Below are 24,386 nucleotides of genomic sequence, written 5' to 3'. Positions count from 1 at the left end.
AGTGGCGCAACATTCGCCGCAGGAACAACCACCGACGGGTCTTCGGCGGTTTCGCGCCTGTCAGCGTCAGACACGAAACCGTCTGTTTGCGCGCTCTCGGCGTCACGTATTTCAGCCGCAGAAATAGCGACGTCGGCGCCTACCTCCGCCAGTGCGCCGGCTCCAGCGTCATCAGCTTCGGGAGCATCAGCCTCCGAAGCGCCTGCTTCGAACTCCTGTGTCGCGGAGGCGTAAGATTGCCGCATGTCAGATTCGAACTCAGCGCCCACTGATACGTCTGTGGCGGACCCTGCCGCCTTCGCAGCGCCCGTCTCGCCCGCGCCGGACAGCGTCATCGCGGCTTTTTGCGCAGCGTCATCGCAGCGCGCGTCGTCGGCGCCCATAGTTTCATCGGCCCCGCTCACGCTCCACCCTCCTGCGGACGCAACATGATTCGTCCGAACGCCTCGTCCTGACGCAGTTCCAGCGTCCCGCTCTTGGCCAGTTCAAGCCCGGCGATCAGGGTTCCGGCCATGGCCGCGCGTCGTATTCTCATGCTCTCGATTTCATCGCCCGAGGTGGGCAGGTCGGGAAGATAGGCGTCAAGCGAACTCCAGCCCGGCGGCGTGTCGCCCAGCAGGCGCTTCAGTCTGGAAAGCGCATCCTGCACCGTCCAGAAGCGGATCGCGCGCGGCGTATAGACCCGCGTGCGGGACGAGCGGCGGATCGCTGCGAGGTAAGCCCGCATCAGTTGCGGCACGTCGAGGACGAGCCCGGACCGATCAATCTCGATCAGGGACTCGGCTTCCCCGCGTGCGAACACGTCGCGACCGAGTTGAGGCCGCTCCGCCAGCCAGCTTGCGGCGGCGCCGATACGGGCCAGTTCCTCCAGCCGCGCCGCCAGCAGTTCTGCCGCGTCCTCCGCCTCCTCGTCGGGGCCATCCTCTGGCGGCAGCAGCAGACGCGACTTGAGCCACGCCAGCCAGGCCGCCATCACCAGCCAATCAGCCGCCAGTTCGAGACGAATTGATCGTGCGGATTCGACGACCGCCAGATACTGCTCAACCAGTTGCAGGATCGAAATACGGGCGAGGTCCACCTTCTGCGCCCGCGCCAGATCGAGCAGCAGGTCCAGCGGTCCCTCGAACCCCTCCAGCCGCAACACCGGAGAACGCGGGAGCCCGTCAGCATCCTCCCCGGCCGCCTCAGCCGCTTGCGCCCCGGCGGAACCGGTCACGACCCCAGCGCCCCTGCTGCGCGCATCGTCATCTGCCCCAACCCCGTCCGAGGCTGTGTCCTCAGGGGCGGATCGGATTGCAGGCATGCCCGTGTCCGCGCAGCTTCTCGCAGAAGGACTGAGCTGCGGCCATGCTGTCGAAGCCACGCATCCGCAAGCGGAAAAAGATCGCGGTCTTGTTGGTCACCTTCTCGATCTCGGGCGTATGACCGGCGAACAGGTCGGGCGCGGTCGCTCTTGCGCGATCCCACTCCTTGCGGGCGTTCGCTTCGGAGTCGAGCGCGGCCAGTTGCACGCCGTACGGTCCGCTTGCAACCGGTTTGGCGGTTTCCTCGGGCGGCGCTTTCGACTGGACCGGCGGTGCGTCAGCTTGATCGGCGTGGCTCGTTTGTGTCGTCGCCGTATCCGGCAACGGCTTGGCGGTTACGGTCGAAGGAGGCGCAGCAGGCGTAGGCGACGGCGATGCGTCGGTCGCCTTTGGCGCGGCCTGCGACGGGGTGTCCTTCGCCGGAGCCGAAGCAGCGTCCGGAGCGGACGCTGGCGCAGGAGCGGCGGCGGGCGGCTCTTCAGAAGCCGCGGCCTTCCCTCCATAACGTGCGGCCAGCGCCGCCGGGTCCGGCTGCTCCGGCCCCGGCGCCAGGTGGGTGGCGCCCTCTGGCGTTTCGGCAGGCGCCATCACGCCATCGAGTTGCATGCCGCCCGGATCAGCTGGCTTTTCACGCACCGGTCCCGGCGGCGGGCCAAGAACAGGAATGCCTCCCTGATGATGACCCAGCAGGGACCAACCGCCGATGCCAAGCACCAGCAGCCCGCCCAACCCGGCGACGCCGTAGGTCAGGCGACGTGTGTTCGCGTCGCCCGCCAGCAGCGCGCCCAGCGCCAGCTTGCCGCCAGACCGGCGCGGAGGCGGTGCGTCCTCGTAATCGGTCGCCATACGCTCGCGCGCACGGTTCAGCCGATCTTCGTGCGGATCTGGCGGCGTGTCGTCGCGGTCTGTCATCGCATCTCCTCCACCGGTTCGACGCCCAGAACCGCCAGCCCCGAGCGAATCGCCATCGCCGTCGCCGCGACCAGAGCCAGGCGCGCGCGCGTCGCCTCCGGCTCGTCCGCCTGCAGGAAGCGTAGCGCGGCGTCGTCGCGCCCACGATTCCACAACGTGTGGAAGTCGGCGGCAAGGTCGCCAAGATAGAACGCTATACGGTGCGGTTCGTGCGCCTGCGCAGCGCCCTCTACCGTACGCGGCCAGCTTGCGATGCGACGGATCAGGGCGACCTCGGCGTCCGCCGTCAGACTGGCGAGATCAGCGGCCTCAAGCGCCACAGGCGTCACCGCCTCCGCCCCCAGCATTTCTTCCGCAGCACGCAGGACAGAGCGGCAGCGGGCGTGCGCATATTGAACGTAGAACACCGGATTGTCGCGCGTCTGCGCGACGACTGCGTCCAGATCGAACTCCATCTGTGCGTCGCTCTTGCGCGTCAGCATGGTGAAGCGCACCGCGTCGCGTCCAACTTCGTCCAGCAGATCGCGCAGCGTCACGAAGGTTCCTGCGCGCTTGGACATCTTCACCGGCTGCCCGTCGCGCACGATGTGCACGATCTGGCAAAGCAGCACGTCAAGCGCCACGCGCCGGTCGGTCAACGCGCTGACGGCGGCCTTCATGCGGCTGACATAGCCGCCGTGATCCGCGCCGAGCACGTCGATCAGCGTCGCGTCGCCGCGTTCCACCTTGTCGAGATGGTAGCCGATATCATTGGCGAAATAGGTGTTCGATCCGTCCGACTTGCGAAGCGGACGATCCACGTCGTCGCCATAATCCGTTGAACGGAAAAGCGTCTGCGGCCGCGCCTCCCAATCGTCCGGCAGCTTGCCCTTCGGCGGCTCCAGCACGCCTTCGTAGAGCAGACCCTTCGTTTCCAGAACGCCTATCGCGCGATCAGTCACGCCATCCGCCAGCACCTTGGCTTCGGACGTGAAGACGTCATGGCGCACGCCAAGAAGCTCAAGATCTTCGCGAATTCCGGCCATCATCTGGGCGATGGCGAAGGCCTTCACCAGATCGAACCAGCGCTCCGGCGCGGCAGGACGCGCGCCGTCTTCCGCAAGGCTGGTCCCGTGCGCCTCCGCCAGAGCCTGGCCAATGGGGATCAGGTAATCGCCGCGATATTGCAGGCCGCCGGGGACTACGGCGTCATATTCCTCTTCAGTCATCGTTGTCCCGATGACCTCCAGATACCGCCAGTAAGCAGCCCAGGCCAACGCGGCGACCTGCGCGCCGGCGTCGTTAATGTAAAATTCCTTGGTGACGGCGTAGCCAGCCTTGCGCAGCAGGTTCGCCAACGCGTCGCCGACCACGGCGCCACGGCAATGACCAACATGAATCGGCCCCGTCGGGTTGCACGAAACGTACTCGACGTTCACCCGCTCTCCACCGCCAACGCGTGAATCGCCGAAACCTTCGCCCGCGCGCAGCACGGACGGCACGACGCTCTGCAGCACGGCATGGTCCAGCGTCAGGTTCACAAAGCCCGGCCCGGCGGCCTCCGCTCGCGCCACGCCGTCGATTTCTGCCAGCGCCGCCGCCAGATCCTTCGCGATGTCCGCAGGCTTGCGTCGGGCGGCCTTCGAAGCCAGAAGCGCCGCGTTGGTCGCCATGTCCCCATGAGCGGGATCGCGCGTCGGCGTCAGTTCCACGCGGGCGAGGACGTCATCGCCCACCTCGGGCGCGACGCGTCGCAGCACGTCGAGGACATGCGCGCGGTAGCGGTGGAACAGACAATCGGACATGCGTAAGGGCTCCCTCCCTGCGCTCTCGCCGCCAGACGGACGGCAAAGCGGATGCCGTCATACAGCGCAACGCGACGAAATGCGACGGGGGATGAGAGGGGGGACATGGCGGCCCCGGGGAACACGCCGAAGAGCGACAGCCCCGCTTAAAGACTAGTCAGACGGCTTCGTCAGCAAATTTTCGTCTAAAAATTTTTCCTGATCACTCCCGCGGCATTGTACCGGATGCTATCGTGCGTGCGATATATTTCGGGAGCAGGACATTGAGACTATCTGCATCAGTTGGCGAACATGGCGTGAATTTACGCAACGATGTCAGAGCTGTGCAAATATTGCTCAATTATATTCCCTCGAACCGCAACAGGCTTGCTACGGATGGATTTTGCGGCGCGTTGACCTGCTCCGCGATCAGGGAGTTCCAGTCGACTCACGCCCACCTTGCTCATCCAGACGGCCTGATCGCCGCCAATGGACCTACCATCAACGCATTGAACAAAGTGGGCGGCGCCTTTCTTCGGCCACGCCGCATCCCGGTTGCGTCCCCTCCCTACACTCCGACAAATAGCGACGACGCTGACTACGCCCTCCCCAAAGCGACATCGGGCGCTACGATCAGTCCAGAGAAATATACCCAGATGGCGCAAAATATCGGCTGCGAAGTAGCCGCCATCAAGGCTGTGGTTATGACCGAGACATCCCGCCAGCCATTCGATGCTCAGGGCCGCCCGACGATCCTGTTTGAACGTCACTACTTCCACAAACTCACGCATGGCCGCTTTGACGCCGTCGCACCGGATATCTCGAACAAAACAGCAGGCGGTTACGGGAAGTTCAGCGCGCAATACGGCCGTCTCGAAAAAGCCCTGAAGTTGGACCGCGATGCGGCGTTGCAATCCGCATCGTGGGGCGCCTTTCAGATCATGGGAGCAAATTTTCGGGCGGCCGGGTGCTCCTCGGTTGAACAGTTCGTAACAAACATGGCAGACATCAACAAACAGGCTGACGCCTTTGTCTGCTTCATCCGCGAAGACGCAGTATTGCAAACATCTATTGTCAATAAACACTGGACGACTTTTGCGCGCCGCTACAATGGCCCCAAATATGCCGAAAACCGGTATGACGCGAAGCTCGAGAAAAACTACCTTATCGCCTTGAGGGCCTGATCATGCACTCTTTTCGGAACAGTTTCCTGCGCACGTCCGCGACTGCGAGCATATGTCTTCTGCTGTCGCGCACCCCGCTACACGCAGCGCCAATCGCCACGATGACAGCAAGCGACGCAAAGGCCTATTCCGGGGTTCTACCCGCAGCTGACAGGTCATCGTTCAAACCAAGCAAAGACGCCCAATTCTACGCCATTAACGCGGCGGGACAGACGGTCGGATATCTTTACTCCGAAACGCAGAACTGGAAGGGTGATGATCGAGGCCCATGCCTACTCACATGGCTCGATCCCCAAAATGGCCATGTCGGTCGGCTGGAAACGATCGGGGCGGGCGATTTCGAAGCCGAAACCTGCCAAAAGCTGGAAGCTATAGGCGTAGTCGGCGGCAACGGCGGCTCGACGCTGAAGCTCGGAGCAATCTATTCAGCATCTTCTCCAAATGCTGACGTTCGTGAACCCGTCGTCGTGTCAGCAGACCTTTCAACCGGCGACATGACGATCGACTCTCAGGCAAGCAGCAGGGCAAGCGACGCAGGCGCCACGACCATTCCCTCGATGCGGAAACTGATTGGAAAGTAGTCCTGCCGCAAGCAGCTCCAGATCTTCCTTTAAAACTTTCCGCAAAAAATCTGAATGACAGATCACTCTACAGAGAGAGAGTGTGTGTGTCGCCTGAACACGGCTAGGGCGAGGGCCCCGAACATAGCGGATCTTGGCGGGCTAGATACGAAAAACAACTGCATAACTGATCGACCGTCCCCTGACGGTTTTTTTGATCAGGGCGAATCTCCGCGCACGTCGCGTATGGCTTCGTCCACCTGCCCAATCACCATCTCGCTGGTGATCAATCGTGTGCACTCAAACTGCCGCGACGTGTCCTTGTGTTTTGGACACCAAAGGAAGTCCTTGTGATCGAACCGTTCCCGCGGGTCGTTCCAGCAGGAATTGCACGTATGCCAGTTGATGATGCGATAGGGCGTGTGGAATTCATTGGTCGGATGCGTGAAGCCGGAAATCAGAACGACAGGGCAGCCTGCCGACCAGGCGAGCCACGCCAGCCCTGAACTGTTGCCTATAAAAAAATCAGCATGTTTCAGCCACCGGGCGCGCTCTGCCAAAGGCCGGTCGCCGGTCTGGTCTTCCGCCCCAAATGGAATGTGATTCCAGACGATGCCGGTTCCATGCACTTTTTTCTGGTCTATACAAACGACGCGATATCCGTGCGCCTTGAGATGGGTGACGACGTCCAGCCAGCCACTCGGGTTGTTCCAGTATTTACACTGAGAAGACGCCTGCACGGCTATACACACATAAGGCTCTTCAATCGGACGCCCTTCGTCTGGAAACACTATCCGCGCCGGGTGTTCTCCCGGAGGAACGCCGAGAATATAACCTGCGGTTCGATGCAAGCCGACAAACCTGAAATCTGTGGGCTGGTGGTTGCAGTCCGCATCGTCAAAAAACAACCCCAGACTATAGGTTGCATAGAACGTCTCGGCGAGATTTTTTTCGACGATTTCTTCATGCGTAACAAAGTCGATATCAGGATATGCGTCACGAAAAAGCGGTGCGATCAAAGAGGACAATCCACACGTGACCTTCGCGCCGTGCGCCTCGGCGAAGCGCGCCGCGTAAGGCATCCAGGCAAGCGTGTCGCCAAGCGTTCCGATTGGAAACTGGACCAGAACGCTCTTTCCCCGCGCATCGTATTCGTGACGAAAAACTTCCTCTCCCGGACCTCCCTCACGCCCGCTTTTCCACACAGTCACGCCAAAGCGCACGAACCAGCGCTTACTGGAATGGATCGTAGCGCCCTTAATACCCGTCTGATCGAAAAGAATGTTGCCCGTATTCAGATCCCGCAGTTGAACACGCCAGTCTCCGCTTTCAGGATGAGGCACGGCTACACGACAGCCGACGTTGAAATCGAACCGAACGCCGGATGGTCCTTCCTGCGTCGGCCGGGATGCCGGATCTGGATAGGGCCTGATCGACGCTGAAGTTACGCCAAACGCCGTGTTATCGTCCGTCGCGACCGTATCATCGGCGGCCGATGAGTGTTCAGGATGAGCAGCCCCAGACATAGACCCATTCACTTTGAGGATTTGATCCAACGCCCCAAAATGTGGACAAAATAGAAAACAAAACCCTAAGAAACGGTCCGGGCTTGAGTTTATTTACGTCTCGCGGACGCGTCACGCCGCCCTTCGAGCCTGTTTGGAAATTCACGCTGGCAGCGACCCAACGCGCGCCCTCGGCGCTCACGGTCGTCAAGGCGGCGCGCGCCGACACCCGGAAATACACGTCGGAAGCAGCCCGAACCGGGCACACTCGTCCCCCAGCGTGAATTTCCAAACATACGCTCAGACACATGGATTAGGGTGAATTTGATTACTACTGCAGGCTTCGTGAGCGCAAAAAAAACCGACCCCGAAGAAATAAAAACACCCATCAAGAACAACGACTTTGTCAAACGATATTGGCTCGACACCCGCTGAAAATCGAAAAAACGCGACGCAAAAAACGGCAAACTATCGACCTCTACCGGCTCATCAGAACCGTGGCATATTGGCTTTCCCTGGCGCGAGCCGTAGCGCCATCCCGTCGGCGACATTGAAAAAATTCCGATCAGGGCGACTGATGCCGTTTATCTCATCAAAAAAGGTCACCCCATCCCACGGGTCGATATGACCCGTAGCGCGCGTCCGGCCGTCAGGGGTGAGGCCAAACGTAATATCAAAACTGATGAAACCCACTTTCCCCCGAAATTTCTCGCGAGAAACCGACTTGCCTTTCACCTCAATATCCGGCGGCCCATCAGAGGATCGCACCCGGGCGTCGAACTCCCTCGCCCGAAATCCGTATCGTAGACGATCTGCGCCACGGACCGTCACCATGTGTTGGGCGGGTTGCGGAATGTGAGCCCCGCTGTATTTGAAAGCATGGCTCATACGTAGGATGCAGGTGTCGCCAGACGCACCTCCAAGCCACTGATCGCTCGACGGGGCAGTCGTGTCATCGGCGGCCCCGCCGATCATACGCTTCAACGCGAGCACTGTTTACCGATACGGGTAATTGGCGACCAGCCTGTCAAAAGAAGGAAGCGCACGGCGCGTCATTTACCCGCCTCCTTGCCTGCAGTGATTTCCATCACAAGAATATCCGTTGGCACACGAACGTGTGGCCTGGGGAAGCTTCCGGGATCTTCCTCTATATGCTCGAGACCTTCGACAGTCAGAACATATCCATGATGCGCAAATGCGCTCGCTACGGGCGATTTTTTCAGGACAGAGTTCAACTCTCCCATCAAAACGTCCGGCAACGCGCCGTGCCTGGGCTGCCCTGTATCGACATTCCAGTTGGCGTCCGGGCGCTGCAATTCGTCCTGCAACTGGCGGATCAAAGCCGTCCGGGAACCCGCCAGTCTTACGGAAAAACTGTCCGGTAAAGCCCGTTGCGCGATCATCTTTCCAAGCAGCGCGTCAAACGCCTCGCCCTGAACCGTCAACGCCTCGCTTTCGTCGCCAACTTTGAAGACCAGCATCGTCCCGCCGCTGTTATCAATACGCGACAATGTTTTCGCGGAAACGCCAGAACCCGAAGTAACGGACACACTGGTCGGAAGCTGCGCGTGCGCGACGGACGACAGGTGCAGAACAAAAATGGCGACCAGAAAAACAAGACGACGCATCAAGCCCCCCAAGACTGCGCCACATTTCAAAACACAGCAAAAAGAGTCCTGGCGCCGCCAGGCGTCCAAAGTTTTTTCAAATAATATAAGATATCAAATTTGTATTCTTCGAATCCTGTAACTTATTATGCGCGCTTCATTCCGGCACGCCACGCTCCAGTTCTTCCAGCCACGCCCGCGCGTTCCCGTCCGACGGCGCGCGCCAGTCTCCACGCGGCGACAGCGCTCCGCCTGCGACAATCTTCGGGCCATTCGGCATGGCCGAGCGCTTGAACTGGCTGGTGGCGAAAAACCGCCTCAGGAAGACACCAAGCCAGCGACGGATAACGGGCAGATCATACTCGCGCCGATCAGCCTCGGGGTATCCCGGCGGCCATGCCCCGCGCGACGCGTCGCGCCACGCGGCCTCCGCCAGAAACGCAATCTTCGATGGCCGAAAACCGTAACGCAGGACGTGAAATAACGTGAAGTCATGCAGCGCATATGGCCCAATGGTCGCCTCAGTGCTCTGCGCGCCATTTTCACCTGCGGGGATCAATTCCGGTGAAATTTCTGTCGAGAGAATTGCGCGCAGAATCTCCGCCGCTTCCACATTAAACTGCCCGGAAGAGATGAACCAGCGGATCAGGTGCTGGATCAGTGTTTTCGGCAGGCCGCCATTGACGTTGTAGTGCGACATTTGATCGCCGACGCCGTAGGTGCACCAGCCGAGCGCGAGTTCGGACAGATCCCCGGTGCCGATCACTATGCCGTTGTGTCGGTTCGCCAGCCGGAAAAGATAGTCTGTCCGCAGCCCGGCCTGAACGTTCTCGAAGGTGATGTCGTAGAGCGGTTCGCCGTCTGCGTAGGGGTGGCCAATCTGCTCCAGCATCAGCAACGCGGAAGATCGGATCTCCAGTTCCTCCGCAGTGACGCCCAGCGCATTCATCAGGGCGTGCGCATTGGCGCGCGTCTCGTCGCCAGTGCCAAACCCCGGCATCGTGAACGCCAGCACCGACTTCCGCCCGACGCCCAGTTCGTCGGCGGCCCGGGCTGCGATCAGAAGCGCCTGTGTCGAATCGAGGCCGCCGGACACACCGATGACCATCGTCTTTGCGCCGCTGGCCTCCATCCTGCGACGGAGCGCCGCGACCTGTATGGTGCAGGCCTCGTAACAGTCCTGCGCCAATCGCGCCGGATCGTCCGGCACGAAGGGAAAGCGCGGCACGACGCGGCGCAAGCCCAGATCACCCGACGGAGGAGAAAAGCGGCGCACGATCCGCCGCCACCCTGCGTCGCCCGTAGCAGATGCGCTGTGGGCGAAGGACGTCATGCGCGCGCGTTCCTGCCGTAGCAGGTCGAGGTCGATATCGGCCATGACAAGCCGGGCGCCCGCCGGAAAGCGATCACTTTCCGCCAATTTGCGCCCATTCTCGAAAATCGAGACCTGCCCGTCCCACGCGACGTCGGTTGTCGATTCACCCTCGCCCGCCGCCGCATAAAGATAGGCGGCGTGACAGCGCGCCGATTGCGACAGGCACAGCATGTCACGCTCGTCCGCCTTGCCCACGGTGATATCGCTGGCGGATAGGTTCGCCAGCACCGTAGCTCCGGCAAGCGCCGCGTGCGTGCTCGGGGGCAACGCGACCCACAGGTCTTCACAAATTTCGACGCCGACGCGAAAACCGGCGATGTCGCTCGCCTCGAACAGCAGGTCGCAGCCGAACGGCGCCTCCGCGCCAGCGACGCGAATGCTCTCCCCGCGCAACCCGGCCCCGGGCGTGAATTGCCGCGCCTCGTAGAACTCGCGATAGTTAGGCAGAAAGGACTTCGGCACGACGCCGAGAATTTCACCGCGATGGATCGCGACGGCGCAGTTATACAGCGCGTCCCGATGACGCAGCGGGGCGCCGACCAGCAGCAGCGGAAGCAATGTTTCGCTCGCGGCGGCGAGGCTGGCGATCGCTTCCTCCACCGCGTCGAGCAACACGTCCTGCTGCCGCAGGTCGTCGATCGCGTAGCCAGAAAGGCCAAGCTCGGGGAAGACCGCAAGAACGGCGCCTGCGTCTCCGCATTCCGTCGCAGCTTCGATGACGCGCGCGACGTTGGCGCGCGGATCAGCGAGCGTCACCGGCAGGGTGCAGGCGGCGACGCGGGCGAAGCCATGACGATATAGGGATCGGAAGTCCCGCATTGGGCGCCTCGCACTGGAGTTGGCCTCCCGCCGCACGTTGAGGTCGGCGGGATTGAGTGTGTCGTCCATTATATCGTGACCGTGCGGCCCGACAAAACGTCGCCTCCCTGAGCCCGACGCGCTGCGAGGCAGCGCGGAAGCATGCACCTCCTTTCGTGTGTTTCGAACATTTTCGTGACGGCGAAGGCCACACGGGACTGCGCCGCACGCTGAGCAAAGGTCGGATCGGCGCCGCCCAACCTTTTCAGGCGACCGCTTACTTGGCAGCGCGCCACAGCGACGCTATGCAATTGCCCCCGCGCAGATGAGCGTGGCCGACGAGCGGCCGCGCCGCACCCGCAGGGCGCCGCCCGGTCGCTTGGTCTTCACGCCGTCCGGACACAGCGTCCAAACATTTAACAAGCTGAGGCCGCGGCCGCCGCTATGGCGACGAGGCCGCAGATGGAGTTCAGGCATGAGCTGGCTGACCACCTATGTCCGCCCCCGGATCAGGGGGCTCCTCAACCGCGAGGTCCCCGATAATCTGTGGACCAACTGCTCTTCCTGCCATCAGATGGTGCTCAACAAGGAACTTCGGCGTACGCTGAACGTCTGCCCGCATTGCGGCCACCACATGAAGGTTGTGGCGGCGGACCGTCTGGAATGGACGTTCGACAAGGACAGCTACACGCTGATCGAACTGCCGAAGGTTCCGAACGACCCGCTCGGCTTCCGCGACCAGAAGCGCTACTCCGACCGTCTGAAGGACGCGCGCGCGAAGTCCCACATCAATGAATCGCTGGTGGTGGCCCACGGCAAGATCACCGGACATCCGGCCGTGGTCGCCGTGCAGGCTTATGAATTCATGGCGGGCACCATGGGCTCGGCGCTGGGCGAGGCGTTCCTCGCCGCCGCGCGCCTCGCAGTATTGCAGCGCTCAGCGCTGGTCGTGTTCACCGCGTCCGGCGGCGCGCGCATGCAGGAGGGTCTGATCAGCCTGATGCAGATGCCGCGCACGACCGTAGCCGTGCAGATGCTCAAGGATGCAGGCCTGCCCTACATCGTCGTCCTCACCGACCCGACCACGGGCGGCGTCACCGCGTCCTTTGCGATGCTGGGCGACGTGCAGATCGCTGAACCCAAGGCGCTGATCGGTTTCGCCGGCCCCCGCGTGATCGAGGACACGGTGCGCGAGAAGCTGCCGGAAGGCTTCCAGCGCTCCGAATACCTGCTTGAGCATGGCATGCTGGACATGGTGGTGGAACGCCGCGACCTGCGCGCTACGCTGGGCCGGGTGATCGGTCTGCTGACGAACGAGACGCCGGAACAAGCGTCGCCCGCCCCCGAAGGAGCGCCGTCCGGCGGAGCGACGTCCCAGCCCGAAAGCGGAGCCGCGCGCACGGCGGCCTGAGCGCTCGTCCTACAGACGCAAAGTGGGGGCGAACGCCGTCACGCCGCCTGTAGGGGACGTGGCACGGTCCAGACGACGCGCCGGCTATTTTTCGCCGCTCTATGGACAATCACTGGACGCGTCCGCAGTCGGCGGCGACGAACGGACCCGGAAGCGGACAAGACCGATGACCCAGCCTCCCTCTCAAGCCGCTTCTCTTCCGACAAAGCCCGCCGGCGGCGGACTCGGCGCAGAGTTCACAGGACGCACCGGCGTCGTGCTCGAGCGGCTGAACCGGCTGTACCCGGCGCTGATCGACCTGTCCCTCGGTCGTCTCGAGGCGCTGCTGACACGTCTGGGCAACCCGGAGCGACGGCTTCCGCCAGTGATCCACGTCGCAGGAACCAACGGCAAGGGCAGCACCTGCGCCAATCTCCGCGCCATTGGCGAGGCGGCGGAATGGCGCGTGCATGTGATGACCTCGCCGCATCTGATCGACGTGACGGAACGGTTCCGCATCGCCGGAAAGCTGGTGAGCGAAGAGGAACTGACCGCCGTCCTGGAAGAGATCGAGCGGGTCAACGACGGCGCCCCAATCACGGTGTTCGAAGTCCTGACCGCTGCAGGTTTTCTCCTGTTTTCGCGCCATCCGGCCGAACTTGCTGTGATCGAGGTCGGACTCGGCGGTCGTTTCGACGCGACCAACGTGCTGACGCGCCCGGCGGCATGCGCGATCACGTCCATTTCCATGGACCACGAGGCGTTTCTCGGGTCGACGCTGACCGCGATTGCAGGAGAAAAAGCCGGGATCATCAAGCCCGGCGTTCCCTGCGTCACCGGGCGTCATGGCGACGAGGTCATGGCCGTGCTGGAACATGAAGCGGCGGCGCGGGGCGCACCGCTTTTGCGGCAGGGACATGAATGGCTACTGGAGGCTGCCGGAACCTCGGGCGCGCTGCGCTATCGCGACGACAGGGGCGCGCTCGACCTGCCCGCCCCTGCGCTGGCGGGCGAACATCAGGCCGACAACGCCGGACTCGCCGTCGCGACGTTGCGCGCGAGCGGCCTGAGCCTTCCGGATCAGGCATGGGAGGGCGTCGGGCGGGCTCGCTGGCCCGCACGAATGCAGCGGCTCGACGGCGCGCTGGCCAGGTCCATGCCCGATGGCTGGGAACTGTGGCTCGACGGCGGGCACAATCCCGGCGCAGGCGAGGCTCTCGCTCCGTTTCTCGAGCGCTGGAGCGATCGGCCGCTGCATGTGCTTGTCGGCATGAAGCAGACCAAGGACGCGCGGGGCTTCCTCGCGCCTGTCGCCCGCCATGCGACGACGCTGTGGGCGGTCGCGGAGCCCGGACAGCATCTGGCGCTGCCCGTCGAAGATATCGTCGCCGCCAGCGGTGGCGTCGCACGCGTCGGCCCGACCATCTCCGCCGCGCTGGCCGCTCTGGCGAAGGAGCCGCCTGCGCGCGTGCTGATATGCGGCAGCCTCTATCTCGCAGGAGAGACGCTGAAGCTCGACGGGTGGCGGGCGGAATAAGCCCGCGTCAAGATTAGCTTAACCGCACGCGACTACATCATAACGCTCGCCGGAGATTCGATCCGGCTCGGTCCATGATGAGAACGAGGCGCGCGTGCGCAAGATTGCTCTGTGTTTTGGCGTCGCCGCCTGTTCTTTGGCCCCGGTCAAGGCTGCGTTCGCCCAGTTCGCTCCCAGCCACACGACGCAGTTTCTGGACGAGCGGCGCGAAGACGAACTCCGCCACCGCGACATGGCCCGGATGCTGATGACCATGGGAGAGAACCCCGGCTACGTGCGGCCTCTGGTCGACGTCGCCGTCGGCCCCGACATCACGCCGTATCGCCCCATGCCCGTCCATCGACGCGCCTATGGATCGTGGATTCCAGCTGTCGTGCAGGTGAACCGGGAGATCGGCCTGTCGATGACGGGCGCGTGGAACAACTACAAGGAGAAGGGGTTGTACCAAGGCCCGTTCACCGGGTACAACCGTGAAAACGGGTGGGTTCCCGGTTTTCAGGCGGACGCGGCGGCGATGTTCGACACGTATGAAGTCGAACACATCTTCCTCGCGCTACATTTCGCGTTCGGCGACGGGTCGGTGAAGTATCGTGGTTCAGCACAATCTTTCGCAACCGGCGCCATAAGCCCCTTCAACTCCACAAGCGGCTCCCTGACCACCGACACCAGGCTTGAGATCGGCAAGGGCATCATGGTCACGGATCGATTCATGATCACGCCAGCGATGCAGGGCGGCTACTGGTCCTGGCGGCGCGCTGTCGGCGGCTCCGATATGGTCTCTGGATCGACAGAAACCTATGGAGGGTTCCTGGCCGGGATCACAGTGCGTCTCGATTACGCGCTGACCGACGCTTTCGTTGTGCGGGGGCGTCTCGGCTGGGCTGAACTTGTGGGAACCCGCATGAACGCCGTCGGGCAGGACGGCACGTTCCGTCTGCGCCCCCGGCCCGAATGGGAAGCATCTCTCGGCTTCGATTATCGCCTGATGGCGGCGCTACATTGGACAATCGAGGCGGAATACCGTTACCGCTCCTTTGGCAGAAGCCAGAACCTCCTGTACCGGCATGCGCTCTGCTGCATCTATGAACCGAGCAGTTGGAGCAATGGCGTCCAGCTTCGCACCGGTTTGGCTTATGCGTTCTGAACCCGACGCAGACGGGCCGCGACATTGCTCCCCCCGGACCCTGGGTTCATAAGAGCCCATCCCGGCGCTCAGGCGCCGCCCAGCCGCTGACCGGAGCACGCCGAGCCCATGCCAGAAGCCCCACCGCGATCCCTTTCCGGGTCGCTGTTCGTCATGCTTCTGCTGGGCGCCGCACTGTCGATTATCGTCATGATCGGTGGAGCGGTGCTTGCGCTGCCCACGCATATTCCGATCAATTACAACGAGGGTTGGAACGCCTATGCGGCGCTCAGGGCCGTCGGACTTGGCGGCGGGCCGCTCTACCCTGCTCCGGGCGGCCTGATCTTCAACAACTACCCGCCTCTCTCTTTTCTGATCGTCGGCGAACTGGGGCGGCTCGACGGCGACATGATCGTCGCGGGCCGTATCGTGGCCCTCGCCGCCCTGTTTATATCGGCGTTTCTGGCGTCGGTGATCGCCCGTCGGTGCGGCGCCACGCCACGCGGCGCTGTGTGCGCCGCCCTCCTGCCTCTGCTCTACGTGTCAGCCTTCAGCCACGACTACGTCGCGATGAACGACCCGCAATGGCTGGGGATCGCGCTGATGCTCGGCGGGGTCACAATCTTCCTTGGCCGCGCCGGAAACTGGCGGCTGATCGCAGCCGCGGCGTTGATGGTGACGGCTGGGATGGTGAAGCACAACCTTATCGCGTGGCCCCTCGCCATAACGATGCAACTGGGCGTCGACGCCTTCGGATCGAGCACAGCCGATGGCAGGCGCTCTGCGCAGACACGCCTGTTTATCTGGCTAGCGAGCGCCAGTGCATTCGTTCTGTTCGCCGTCGGCGTGTGCTTAGCGGCTTATGGCCCGGAATTCCTGATCGCCCTGCTCCGACATCCCCGTGTCGTCGATCCGTCACTGGCCCTGCGCGGGATGCGGCGCACATCCGAAATTCTGACGCTCACTCTTGTCGCCACGACTCTGGCGCGGCGGGCGACCCCGCTTCGTCATCGAACGTTCGCGGTCAGCGCAGCTATTTTCGCGGTGGCGTCAGCCCTACTTCAGAGATGCGGCGAAGGCGTCGCCCTGAACGCATGGTTCGAGGCGCTTGTCGCCCTGTCCATCCTGACGGGCGTAGCGCTCTCGCCTCCCGCAACGCCTTCGGGCGACGCCAGGAGAGAACGCAGGGCCGTCGTCCTGTTGCTTCTTGCGATTGCGCCGTTTTTGATCGGTGCGCCGGTACTTCTGCCGCGGGGCGTCGCCGCTATCGCCTCCGTTGGCCAATCTTCATCAGAATGGAACACGTTCATCGCCAAGATTCATGATGAGCCCGGCGACGTGGCCTGCCATATGAACGCGCTTTGCTACTGGGCGGGAAAGAGCAATCAGATCGACGTCTTCAATTACGCCGAATATGTCCGGCGAGGCGGCTCGGATGCGGCGTTCCGGCAGTTGCTTGCGAGTGGGCGGCTCGCCATGTTCGTGCTGCCGGCTACGTTCGAGCAGCCGCAGCGGCGTGGTCGCCCGGAGCCGGAAAAGCAGGGTCAGCGGAGGCTCCTGCAGCCTGTGCTCGACACCTTTCGCGCCGCCGATGTTTCGCCAGATGGACAATCCCGGCTGTATCTGGCTCCGCCGCCCTAAACGCCGACCCGTCCGCCGATGTCAACGGGCGCACCCGCCACTCGCTACGCGTTGACGCGACGCTCCAGAAACGCATCCATTTTTTCGAGAAATTCTTTCGTGCCCATCTGACGCGCCATCGCTACGTAACGCTCCGCCTCTGCGTCGCGCCCTTCCTGAAGCAGAAAGCGGGCTAGGTTGAAGCAGCCACGAAAATCTCCGCACCGCGCCGCGCGTACGTAATAAGCGCGCGCGCGGCGCAGGTCTCGTGCGACGGCCCAGCCATCTTCATAAAATCCGCCAATAATGTTGAATGATTTACAATGACCCAGCGCAGCTGCACGCCTGTACCACGCGAGGGCGGCGGGAAGATCTTTCTCGCCGCCCCACCCCAAAGTCAGCCCCGTGGCGAAATTATACATCCCCCAGTCCAAACCTGCGCGGGCGGCGCGCTCATACCAAAGCATTGCGGTATGCAAGTCGATCGCAACACCCTTGCCGAGTTCACAGCTCCTGCCGATCATGTTGCACGCCATCGGCGTTCCTTGCGCCGCGCTGGCCAAAAACCAGCGCAGCGCCGCGCTCTCGTCGCGCGCAACGCCCACGCCGTTGAGCAGCATTTGCCCCAATGCAAGTTGCGCTTGCGGATCACCGGAGCGGGCCTGTCGGGCTACGTCGCCAAACAGGACTTCCTGGGCTTCAGAAGTGGGCATTCAAGGTGACGTAAGCAGTGCGACCAGCAGCCTGCATCGCGTAATGCGTCGTATACGCCTGATTGAAGTAACGTTTGTTGGCGATGTTCTGAATATTAAGCTGTAAGCCGTAGTGCTTCATGAAATGGTAACTGGCCATGAAGTCGAAGCGCCAGTAGCTGGGAACGAATTTGGGGACAGTGGGTGAATCTGTTCCATACACCTTGCCCATGTAGTAGGCGCCGCCGCCAACTTTAAACGCCGGTGTTATATTATAGGTCGTCCAGATCGACAGGCTGTGCTCCGGCACGTTCGGCGCGCGACGACCGTTCATAACGCCTGCCGCACTGCCGCTGCCGCCCGCCTGCACCAGACGCGCGTCGAGATAGCTGTAACCCGCCGTGATCGCCCAATCACGAGTGATGTTTCCTGACACGCCAACCTCGCCGCCGCGCGTCCGCTTGCTACCACCGTTCGAAATACCGCCCGTCGCTGTAGTTATTTTGAAATTCGTTGTATCGATCTGGAACAACGCACCGGTAAGCGTCAGACGATCGTGAAGAACGTTCCATTTCGTTCCAACCTCGATCGTACGATCCTTTTCTGGCTTCAATACGTTGCCGACGTTTCCTGAACGATCCGCCCCAAGAGAAATATCGTCAGAACCTTGCCCAACGGAATTTCCCGGAGGGATCGCCGACGTTGCGTAGGAGGCGTAGATGGAGCCGTTTCGGGCGGGTTTATAGACAAGCCCTCCCTGATAGGTGAACAGATTGTCGCCACGGCCGTACTCGCCGGTCGATGCTCTGTATGTGCTCTGCACGTTATCCAGTCGGACGCCAAAATTGGCGAGAAGTTGCGGCATGAACGTAATCGTGTCTGTAAAGTAAACAGCTTTTGTATCCATGCGTGTGCTGTTTGGATTTCCCGTGCGCCGCAATTGCCCGGTCCACAGATCATTCCCGTTGGGATTGGTCAGGCTCGTGCAGGTGTGGGTAGAAAACGCCAGAGCAGTCGCGCAATGCGTAAAATTCGTCCCCGACGTGACGCTCACGCCGTTCACATAGGCCGTATAGGTGTCGTTCTTGCCTTGCTCGCGCGTGAATTCCGTTCCCGTCGAGAACTGGTTTCTGAAGCCCAGCAAATGAAAGACGCCGTAGAAATCAGTCTGGTTCGTCGCGGTGTCAAATGTCGATATGCGACTGTTCAAACGTCGATAGACATATCCGTAATAGATATTGCCCTGGCTGTCGTCCGGCATGGTCCAGGCGTCGTTCTGCGTCGTTTCCGAATAGCGCGTTGTGTTTCGTATATGCAGGTTACTGCTGAAATCATGCTCAAGGCGCAGCGTCCCCATATCGATTCCATCCTGATTGGAATCGCGGCTCTCAAGGCCATACCAGGTGTTGAACGGAACCTTGACCGGAGCGCCGCTGCCAGCGACGCTGACGCGCGCAGTTCCGTCCGTTCGGGCGTTGAACGTCGGATTGTCGTAGGGGATTCCTACGTCGGGAAGATCATCATTCTGCATGTGATAATACATGAGGGTAATGCGGTTCGGCGTTCCAAGACCGAAAGAGAGCGAGGGAGCCACGCCGTAACGCCTGTAGTGGGAGGGGCCGCGGCCCGCCTTGCCCTCATCATCGCCCATGAGGTTGAGGCGAAATGCGCCCGTGTCGGAAACTCTCCAGTTTCCGTCGAAGGTTCCGCGTTTGTAGTCCGCGTTTCCAAAACCGAGACTGGCTTCGATCGATTGTTTGAGCTTGGGCATTTTGCTGTCGATGACGATGGAGCCACCTGCCCCGGCGCGACCGCTGATTGCGCCGGAATCGCCTTTGATGACCTCTACGCTTTCCACATTGAACGTCTCGCGCGACTGCGCGCCCACGTCGCGTAATCCGTCTACGAAAGTGCTGGACTGGGCGTCGAAACCACGCAGGAAGGGCCGATCACCAACCGGGTTTCCTCCCTCACCAGCCCCGAGCGTGATGCCCGGCACGTTCCGCAAGGCGTCTACAAGCGTATGGGATGCTGTTTGGTCGAGTAACTCACGAGAGATAATCGAAACGCTTTTTGGCGTATCCAGCAAGGGCGCCGTAAATTTTGGCGAACGATGCTGCCACTGTCCAACAACGTCTATTTCTTCATGCGCCGGAATAGCTTTGCCCTGCTCGATATCCGCTGAATGATGGCGCTTCTTTTTCTTGTCGTGTTCAAGTGTGTCCGCAGCCGCAGCGGCGTGAGCGCCAATCATTACGGCGACGCTACAGATAGCCGTGCCGGACGCCATGCCGATCACAGCGTCTACACATCCCTTTGTTTTTACAGTCATTTGTCAGGCATTCCGTACGATTGACATACAATGTCACGAATGATAATCATTATCATCTAAGTCGTTACTGTTCGCATTACAGAATGTCAATCGCCATTGCGGGGCATGCCAGAACGCTCCGGAACTCCGACGGCATGCGGCCCGACCGCGAACGTTGGATGGGTCTGTCGCCCGCCTCCGAAGCGAACCGTGCGGAAGGCGTTACGAAGTCCTCGTGAATGACAGGCTTTCGCTGGCGAACTCCGGCTAGCGCCTGGCGGCCGCAACTAGCGATGACTTGCGCCACAGCTGTATTGAAAGCGATACTGCTTGCCTCCGGCAGTCAGACATCCCCGCCCGGTCGACTGCCGATATCACTGGCTATGCGGAAAAATTGACATGAAGCAACGTGAACTCGGCCGCACCGGCGTCATGGTGAGCGAGATATGCCTCGGCACCATGACCTTCGGGCAGCAGAACACTGAGGCCGAAGGCCACGCACAACTCGACATGGCGCTGGATCATGGCGTCAACTTTATCGACACCGCCGAACTTTACTCCATTCCGCCGCGTGCAGAGACCTATGGCGCAACAGAGACAATCATCGGCAGCTGGCTGAAGGCCAAAGGCGGTCGCGACAAACTGGTGATCGCCAGCAAGGTGGTAGGACGCGGAACGAACCCGTGGTTCCGACCGGAGGGAGAGCCGACGCGGCTGACGCCGGCTCAGATCCGTTACGCGATCGAAGGATCGCTGCGTCGCCTTGGGACCGATTACATCGATCTGTACCAGCTGCACTGGCCGGATCGTAAAGTCGGGCTGTTCGGCGACGGCGGCACGACGTTCCGCGACGTGCCGAAGGAAGACGAAGTTCCGATCGAGGAAACGCTGGGCGCGCTCGGAGAACTGGTCACGCAGGGAAAAATTCGCCACGTCGGCCTTTCCAATGAGACTGCCTGGGGCGTGTCGCAGTTCATTGCGGCGTCAAAAAGCGGCGCACCTCGCGTGGCGTCGATCCAGAACGCCTACAACCTGATCAACCGGACTTTCGAGATCGGGCTCGCAGAAATGGCGATCCGCGAAAAGGTTGGGCTTCTGGCGTATTCGCCTCTGGCGCAAGGGTATCTGACGGGAAAATACCTGAACGGCGCCAGACCGGCGGGGGCGCGCACGACCCTGTTCAATCGCGGCCAGCGCTACGAAAAACCGGGCGTCGACGTCGCCATTGAAGCGTATATCGCGCTGGCGCGAGAGGAGGGGATAGATCCGACACAACTGGCGCTGGCGTTCGTGACGTCACGGGCGTTCGTCACCTCGAATATCATTGGGGCGACCAGCGTGGCCCAGCTTCGCACGATTCTCGAATCGGTCGATGTGACGATCACGCCGGAACTGGAGGCGAAGATCAACGCCATCCATCAGGTCCACAGCAACCCGGCTCCTTAAAGAAGTCGCGAGAGCGACACGCCACCGGCGGCCCTTTCAGGCCGCCGCCCCGCGTCGCTCCTCGATTTCCGCCTTCATGTGAGCCTGCACCTTTTCGAAGGCGCGGGTCTCAATCTGGCGAACGCGCTCACGCGACACGCCGTAGTGCTGCGCCAGTTCTTCAAGGGTCTTCGGGTCGTCCTTCAGACGCCTTTCCTCGAAGATACGCTTCTCCCGTTCGTTGAGCGCACTCATCGCGTTTACCAGAAGCGCCTTTCGATCCGAGAATTCCTCGTGCTCGGCGAGCGTGTCTTCCTGGCTCTCAGCGTCGTCGACCAGCCAGTCCTGCCACTCCCCGTCGGCATCGGCACGTAGAGGCGCGTTCAGGCTGTGGTCGCCGGAAGCAAGGCGGCGGTTCATGTTGATCACGTCGTCTTCGGGGACGCCCAGCGCCTTGGCGATGGCGTCCACCTGCTCCGGCTGCAGATCGCCCTCGTCTATGGCCTTCATCTGGCCTTTCAGGCGGCGCAGATTGAAGAAGAGCTTCTTCTGCGCCGACGTCGTGCCGATCTTCACCAGCGACCAGCTGTGAAGGATGTATTCTTGAATCGCCGCGCGGATCCACCACATAGCGTATGTGGCGAGGCGGAAACCACGCTCCGGGTCGAAGCGGCGCACCGCCTGCATCATGCCGACATTGCCTTCGCTGATTAGTTCGTTCAGCGGCAGGCCGTAACCGCGGTAGCCGAGGGCGATCTTGGCGACGAGACGCAAGTGCGAGGTGACGAGTTTATGGGCGGCTTTCACGTCGCCGTTGTCGCGCCAGCGGCGGGACAGCGACGTTTCCTCTTCCGGGGTCAGCAGGGGATACTTGCGGATTTCCTGCAGATACTGAGAGAGGCTGGTATCGGGACCTACTGTAAGGGCGGACGACGCCATGGTAGGATTCTCCTTTCTCTCCCGATAGCGAGGGCGTGGAGACCGACTTCGTAGGGGACTGTCGGGGACACGCGCCTGCGTGATCGGGACACGCTGGGACTGGACACATCGTTCCCGGTCTGCGTCCCTCCGTTGAGCGAACGAGACCGGAACGTCCATTCCGGCGGCCGCATCGGCGCGTCGAAAAGACCACCGATTTCTAGGGCGCTGCCTCCAAAAAGTCAAGATTTACAAGAAATCCAACTCCTTAACTTTCTGCAAGCTGCAGTTCAAGCGCCCGAAAGTCTTCTGGCGGCATAGTTTCGAACAACAGCGCTTCCCCTGTGCGCGGATGAACGAATCCCAGTCGCGCCGCATGCAACGCCTGCCTGGGAAAATCGAGCGCCGCATCGCGCGTTTCGACAGGCAAACGTTTGGCGACTGCCGGAATGCGCCGCAGATACAGAGGGTCGCCAATCAGCGGATGTCCGTTGGCGGAAAAATGGACGCGTATTTGATGAGTCCGGCCTGTGGCCAGCTTACACTCCATCAACGCCGCGCAGGCGTTGAAGCTTTTCAGCACCTTGTAGTGCGTGAGAGCTTCCTTCCCTCCCCTTGCGACGATCGCCATCCGTTTGCGGTCGGCCTTGTCCCGGCCTATCGCGCCCTCGTAATCGCCATTTCCCGGAGACGGCACGCCCCAGCACAAAGCGAGGTATTTCCGGTCGATTCGTCGCGCCGCGAAATCGTTCGACAGCGCGACATGCGCCTGCTCCGTCTTGGCCACGACCATAACGCCGGACGTGTCCTTATCGAGGCGGTGCACGATGCCGGGGCGCCGTTCCCCGCCAATACCCGAGAGGGAATCACCGCAATGCGCCAGCAACGCGTTGACGAGCGTGCCGGTCTCGTTGCCCGGCGCAGGATGCACGACCAGCCCGGCGGGTTTGTCGATCACGATCAGATCGGCATCCTCATATAAAACCGGCAAGGAAATGTTCTCCGGCTCAGGCGTCGAGGACACGGGCGGTGGAACGCTCAGCACCAGCGTCGCGCCAATACGAAGGGAGTCGGCAGGTTCGCGCACCAGCGCCCCGTCCCGTGTCACATGGCCCGCTTCGATCAGCGCCTTGATCCGTGAACGTGACAGGTCAGGGAACGCTGCGGCGAGAGCCCGGTCGATCCGCTCCCCGGCGTGCTGCTCCGCGGCCACCAGCGTGCGTAGATCTTGGCTTGAAACGGTCATGGAAGGTCTCTACAGGCCGCTTGATCGAACGGAAAGGCGTATCTGGGATGAAGCAGGGTAGCGTGGCGCACCGAGGGCTTCTAGCCGCCGTGATTGGCATGGGCGCGATGATCGTCGTTGGAACTGTAGTTTTGTTAGTGGTCGTCGCGCATCGGCTGTCGCACCCCACGAGGCCAGCCGGCGCCCAAAGCCTCTCCGCCTCGCTGCATGAACCGGAAGGAAGCCATATCGCGGGAATCACCTGGCGCGACGCCGATACCCTGGCCGTACAGCTCACGGGTGGCGGCCCGGATCGCGTGATCCTGTGGGACGTGCCCCACGGGCGCGAGGCAGGTCGGGTGAGCATTCAGCCCTGAAGCCGATCATGCGCCCGTCAAAAAAGCGCCCCCTCCTCCATCCCGAGGAATATTTTTTTCTGACCGCTTGTGTCCGACGCAGGGTTCGACTAAGAACCCGCCACGGCCAATGTCCCATTCGTCTAGAGGCCTAGGACGCCGCCCTCTCACGGCGGCAACAGGGGTTCGAATCCCCTATGGGACGCCAATTTTTTTCAATGACTTAGCAGCCATAGAGCGAAACAATTGCCCGTTTTTGGGCCCACCTTGGGCCCACTGCCAAAAAAAGACGATAAGCACATGGTCCCAATGGGCCCATGAAAAGGCTATGCTGGGCCCAGGCGAGGCTCACCATGAAAGACCGAATCACTTCTGCCAAAATCGATCCTGCGACAGGCCGCCCCCTCCCCGCAGGCGTCGAGTATCGCGGTAAGGGCCAGTATCGTGCCCGCAAGCGCATCGCAGGCGGCGAGAGAATCCACCAGACCTTCTCCTCGGCCAAGCTGGCCCGACGCTGGCTGGACACGACGTCCGCCAAACTGGAACTCGGACAGTTTGAGGACACGGGTGCTGTCGCGTTAACTTTGGCTTTTTGAGTTACCCGCTGTCCAAACGTTTTCAGGCGGGGAGCGCGGTGGCGCTATTCCATTGGGCAAATGCCCTGACCCGCTGGATGTGCCGGGAGAGGGCGTTGTCGATGGAGCGGGGCGCGACGAAGAGGTTACGGACGGCGGAGAAGACGGAGACGAAACGCTGGCAGCCTCCCGGGGACCGGAATTTT

Annotated in this window: 20 protein-coding genes and 1 tRNA gene; 10 read left to right on the top strand and 11 right to left on the bottom strand. The window is 61.7% G+C overall.

All coding sequences use genetic code 11. The features are described from left to right. Positions 1 to 400 precede the first annotated feature (400 nt). The 3 genes from G442_RS20920 to argS are packed head-to-tail and all read right to left on the bottom strand — an operon-like array spanning position 401 to position 4,000. The gene (locus G442_RS20920; protein WP_084440374.1) at positions 401 to 1,303 is read right to left on the bottom strand and encodes a segregation and condensation protein A; all 903 of its coding nucleotides are present in this window, start codon (positions 1,301 to 1,303) and stop codon (positions 401 to 403) included. Then, positions 1,278 to 2,216: an SPOR domain-containing protein gene (locus tag G442_RS0104895; protein ID WP_026397088.1), complete on the bottom strand. Its 939-nt coding sequence runs from the start codon at positions 2,214 to 2,216 to the stop codon at positions 1,278 to 1,280. Before G442_RS0104895 ends, G442_RS20920 begins: the two co-directional genes overlap by 26 nt. Then, the gene (argS, locus tag G442_RS0104890) at positions 2,213 to 4,000 is read right to left on the bottom strand and encodes an arginine--tRNA ligase (RefSeq protein ID WP_026397087.1); all 1,788 of its coding nucleotides are present in this window, start codon (positions 3,998 to 4,000) and stop codon (positions 2,213 to 2,215) included. Before argS ends, G442_RS0104895 begins: the two co-directional genes overlap by 4 nt. 635 nt (positions 4,001 to 4,635) lie before the next feature. Here argS and G442_RS25865 point away from each other — a divergent pair. Together G442_RS25865 and G442_RS0104880 are read left to right on the top strand one after the other, a co-directional pair. After that, positions 4,636 to 5,163, top strand: coding sequence for an N-acetylmuramidase family protein (locus tag G442_RS25865; RefSeq protein ID WP_146882367.1), 528 nt, complete (start codon positions 4,636 to 4,638; stop codon positions 5,161 to 5,163). A gap of 2 nt (positions 5,164 to 5,165) precedes the next feature. Then, the gene (locus G442_RS0104880) at positions 5,166 to 5,744 is read left to right on the top strand and encodes a hypothetical protein (protein WP_026397085.1); all 579 of its coding nucleotides are present in this window, start codon (positions 5,166 to 5,168) and stop codon (positions 5,742 to 5,744) included. Between the two features lie 197 nt (positions 5,745 to 5,941). On the opposite strand, the gene G442_RS0104875 is transcribed toward G442_RS0104880, so the two are convergent. From G442_RS0104875 to G442_RS0104860, 4 genes are all read right to left on the bottom strand, one after another. Continuing rightward, positions 5,942 to 7,249, bottom strand: coding sequence for an autotransporter strand-loop-strand O-heptosyltransferase (locus G442_RS0104875; protein WP_035376223.1), 1,308 nt, complete (start codon positions 7,247 to 7,249; stop codon positions 5,942 to 5,944). A 468-nt stretch (positions 7,250 to 7,717) separates the two neighbouring features. Further along, on the bottom strand, positions 7,718 to 8,203 hold the full coding sequence (locus tag G442_RS0104870) for a T6SS effector amidase Tae4 family protein (RefSeq protein ID WP_026397083.1): 486 nt from the start codon (positions 8,201 to 8,203) through the stop codon (positions 7,718 to 7,720). A gap of 77 nt (positions 8,204 to 8,280) precedes the next feature. Then, positions 8,281 to 8,856: a hypothetical protein gene (locus tag G442_RS0104865; protein ID WP_026397082.1), complete on the bottom strand. Its 576-nt coding sequence runs from the start codon at positions 8,854 to 8,856 to the stop codon at positions 8,281 to 8,283. Positions 8,857 to 8,992: 136 nt separating this feature from the next. Continuing rightward, complete coding sequence (locus G442_RS0104860; protein ID WP_026397081.1) at positions 8,993 to 11,029, bottom strand: NAD(+) synthase; 2,037 nt, start codon at positions 11,027 to 11,029, stop codon at positions 8,993 to 8,995. A 454-nt stretch (positions 11,030 to 11,483) separates the two neighbouring features. Here G442_RS0104860 and accD point away from each other — a divergent pair, with 454 nt between their 5' ends. From accD to G442_RS0104835, 4 genes are all read left to right on the top strand, one after another. After that, positions 11,484 to 12,419: an acetyl-CoA carboxylase, carboxyltransferase subunit beta gene (gene accD / locus G442_RS20915; RefSeq protein ID WP_051291943.1), complete on the top strand. Its 936-nt coding sequence runs from the start codon at positions 11,484 to 11,486 to the stop codon at positions 12,417 to 12,419. Positions 12,420 to 12,585: 166 nt separating this feature from the next. Beyond that, positions 12,586 to 13,935 carry a bifunctional folylpolyglutamate synthase/dihydrofolate synthase gene (locus G442_RS0104845; RefSeq protein WP_026397080.1) on the top strand — a complete coding sequence of 450 codons (1,350 nt, stop codon included), beginning with the start codon at positions 12,586 to 12,588 and terminating at the stop codon, positions 13,933 to 13,935. A gap of 94 nt (positions 13,936 to 14,029) precedes the next feature. Then, positions 14,030 to 15,079, top strand: a complete 1,050-nt coding sequence (locus G442_RS0104840) for a hypothetical protein (RefSeq protein ID WP_026397079.1) — start codon at positions 14,030 to 14,032, stop codon at positions 15,077 to 15,079. Between the two features lie 108 nt (positions 15,080 to 15,187). Beyond that, positions 15,188 to 16,699: a glycosyltransferase family protein gene (locus G442_RS0104835; RefSeq protein WP_026397078.1), complete on the top strand. Its 1,512-nt coding sequence runs from the start codon at positions 15,188 to 15,190 to the stop codon at positions 16,697 to 16,699. 44 nt (positions 16,700 to 16,743) lie between these two features. Here the strand turns inward: G442_RS0104835 and G442_RS0104830 are convergent, their stop codons facing one another. Together G442_RS0104830 and G442_RS0104825 are read right to left on the bottom strand one after the other, a co-directional pair. Next, on the bottom strand, positions 16,744 to 17,391 hold the full coding sequence (locus G442_RS0104830) for a tetratricopeptide repeat protein (protein WP_026397077.1): 648 nt from the start codon (positions 17,389 to 17,391) through the stop codon (positions 16,744 to 16,746). Then, positions 17,378 to 19,702 carry a TonB-dependent receptor gene (locus G442_RS0104825; protein WP_026397076.1) on the bottom strand — a complete coding sequence of 775 codons (2,325 nt, stop codon included), beginning with the start codon at positions 19,700 to 19,702 and terminating at the stop codon, positions 17,378 to 17,380. The genes G442_RS0104830 and G442_RS0104825 overlap by 14 nt, the downstream gene beginning before the upstream one ends. A gap of 378 nt (positions 19,703 to 20,080) precedes the next feature. Here G442_RS0104825 and G442_RS0104820 point away from each other — a divergent pair, with 378 nt between their 5' ends. Further along, a complete protein-coding gene (locus G442_RS0104820) occupies positions 20,081 to 21,127 on the top strand; it encodes an aldo/keto reductase (protein WP_026397075.1) in 1,047 nt (348 codons plus the stop codon). A 36-nt stretch (positions 21,128 to 21,163) separates the two neighbouring features. Here the strand turns inward: G442_RS0104820 and rpoH are convergent, their stop codons facing one another. Both rpoH and G442_RS0104810 read right to left on the bottom strand, forming a co-directional pair. Continuing rightward, positions 21,164 to 22,045 carry an RNA polymerase sigma factor RpoH gene (rpoH, locus tag G442_RS0104815; RefSeq protein ID WP_026397074.1) on the bottom strand — a complete coding sequence of 294 codons (882 nt, stop codon included), beginning with the start codon at positions 22,043 to 22,045 and terminating at the stop codon, positions 21,164 to 21,166. 247 nt (positions 22,046 to 22,292) lie between these two features. Continuing rightward, positions 22,293 to 23,270, bottom strand: coding sequence for an RluA family pseudouridine synthase (locus G442_RS0104810; RefSeq protein ID WP_026397073.1), 978 nt, complete (start codon positions 23,268 to 23,270; stop codon positions 22,293 to 22,295). Positions 23,271 to 23,317: 47 nt separating this feature from the next. Between G442_RS0104810 and G442_RS0104805 the strand changes: the two genes are divergently transcribed. The 3 genes from G442_RS0104805 to G442_RS0104795 all read left to right on the top strand — a co-directional run bounded on the left by G442_RS0104805 (position 23,318) and on the right by G442_RS0104795 (position 24,201). Beyond that, entirely contained in the window at positions 23,318 to 23,626 is a 309-nt protein-coding gene (locus tag G442_RS0104805) for a hypothetical protein (protein WP_035376222.1), read from the top strand. A 111-nt stretch (positions 23,627 to 23,737) separates the two neighbouring features. After that, positions 23,738 to 23,813 (top strand) — tRNA-Glu (locus G442_RS0104800). A 145-nt stretch (positions 23,814 to 23,958) separates the two neighbouring features. Then, a complete protein-coding gene (locus G442_RS0104795) occupies positions 23,959 to 24,201 on the top strand; it encodes a hypothetical protein (protein WP_026397071.1) in 243 nt (80 codons plus the stop codon). Positions 24,202 to 24,386: the final 185 nt, after the last annotated feature.

The sequence above is a fragment of the Acetobacter nitrogenifigens DSM 23921 = NBRC 105050 genome, assembly GCF_000429165.1.
GTDB classification, from domain to species: Bacteria; Pseudomonadota; Alphaproteobacteria; order Acetobacterales; family Acetobacteraceae; genus Acetobacter; species Acetobacter nitrogenifigens.
This window is presented reverse-complemented; position numbering and strand designations above follow the sequence as displayed.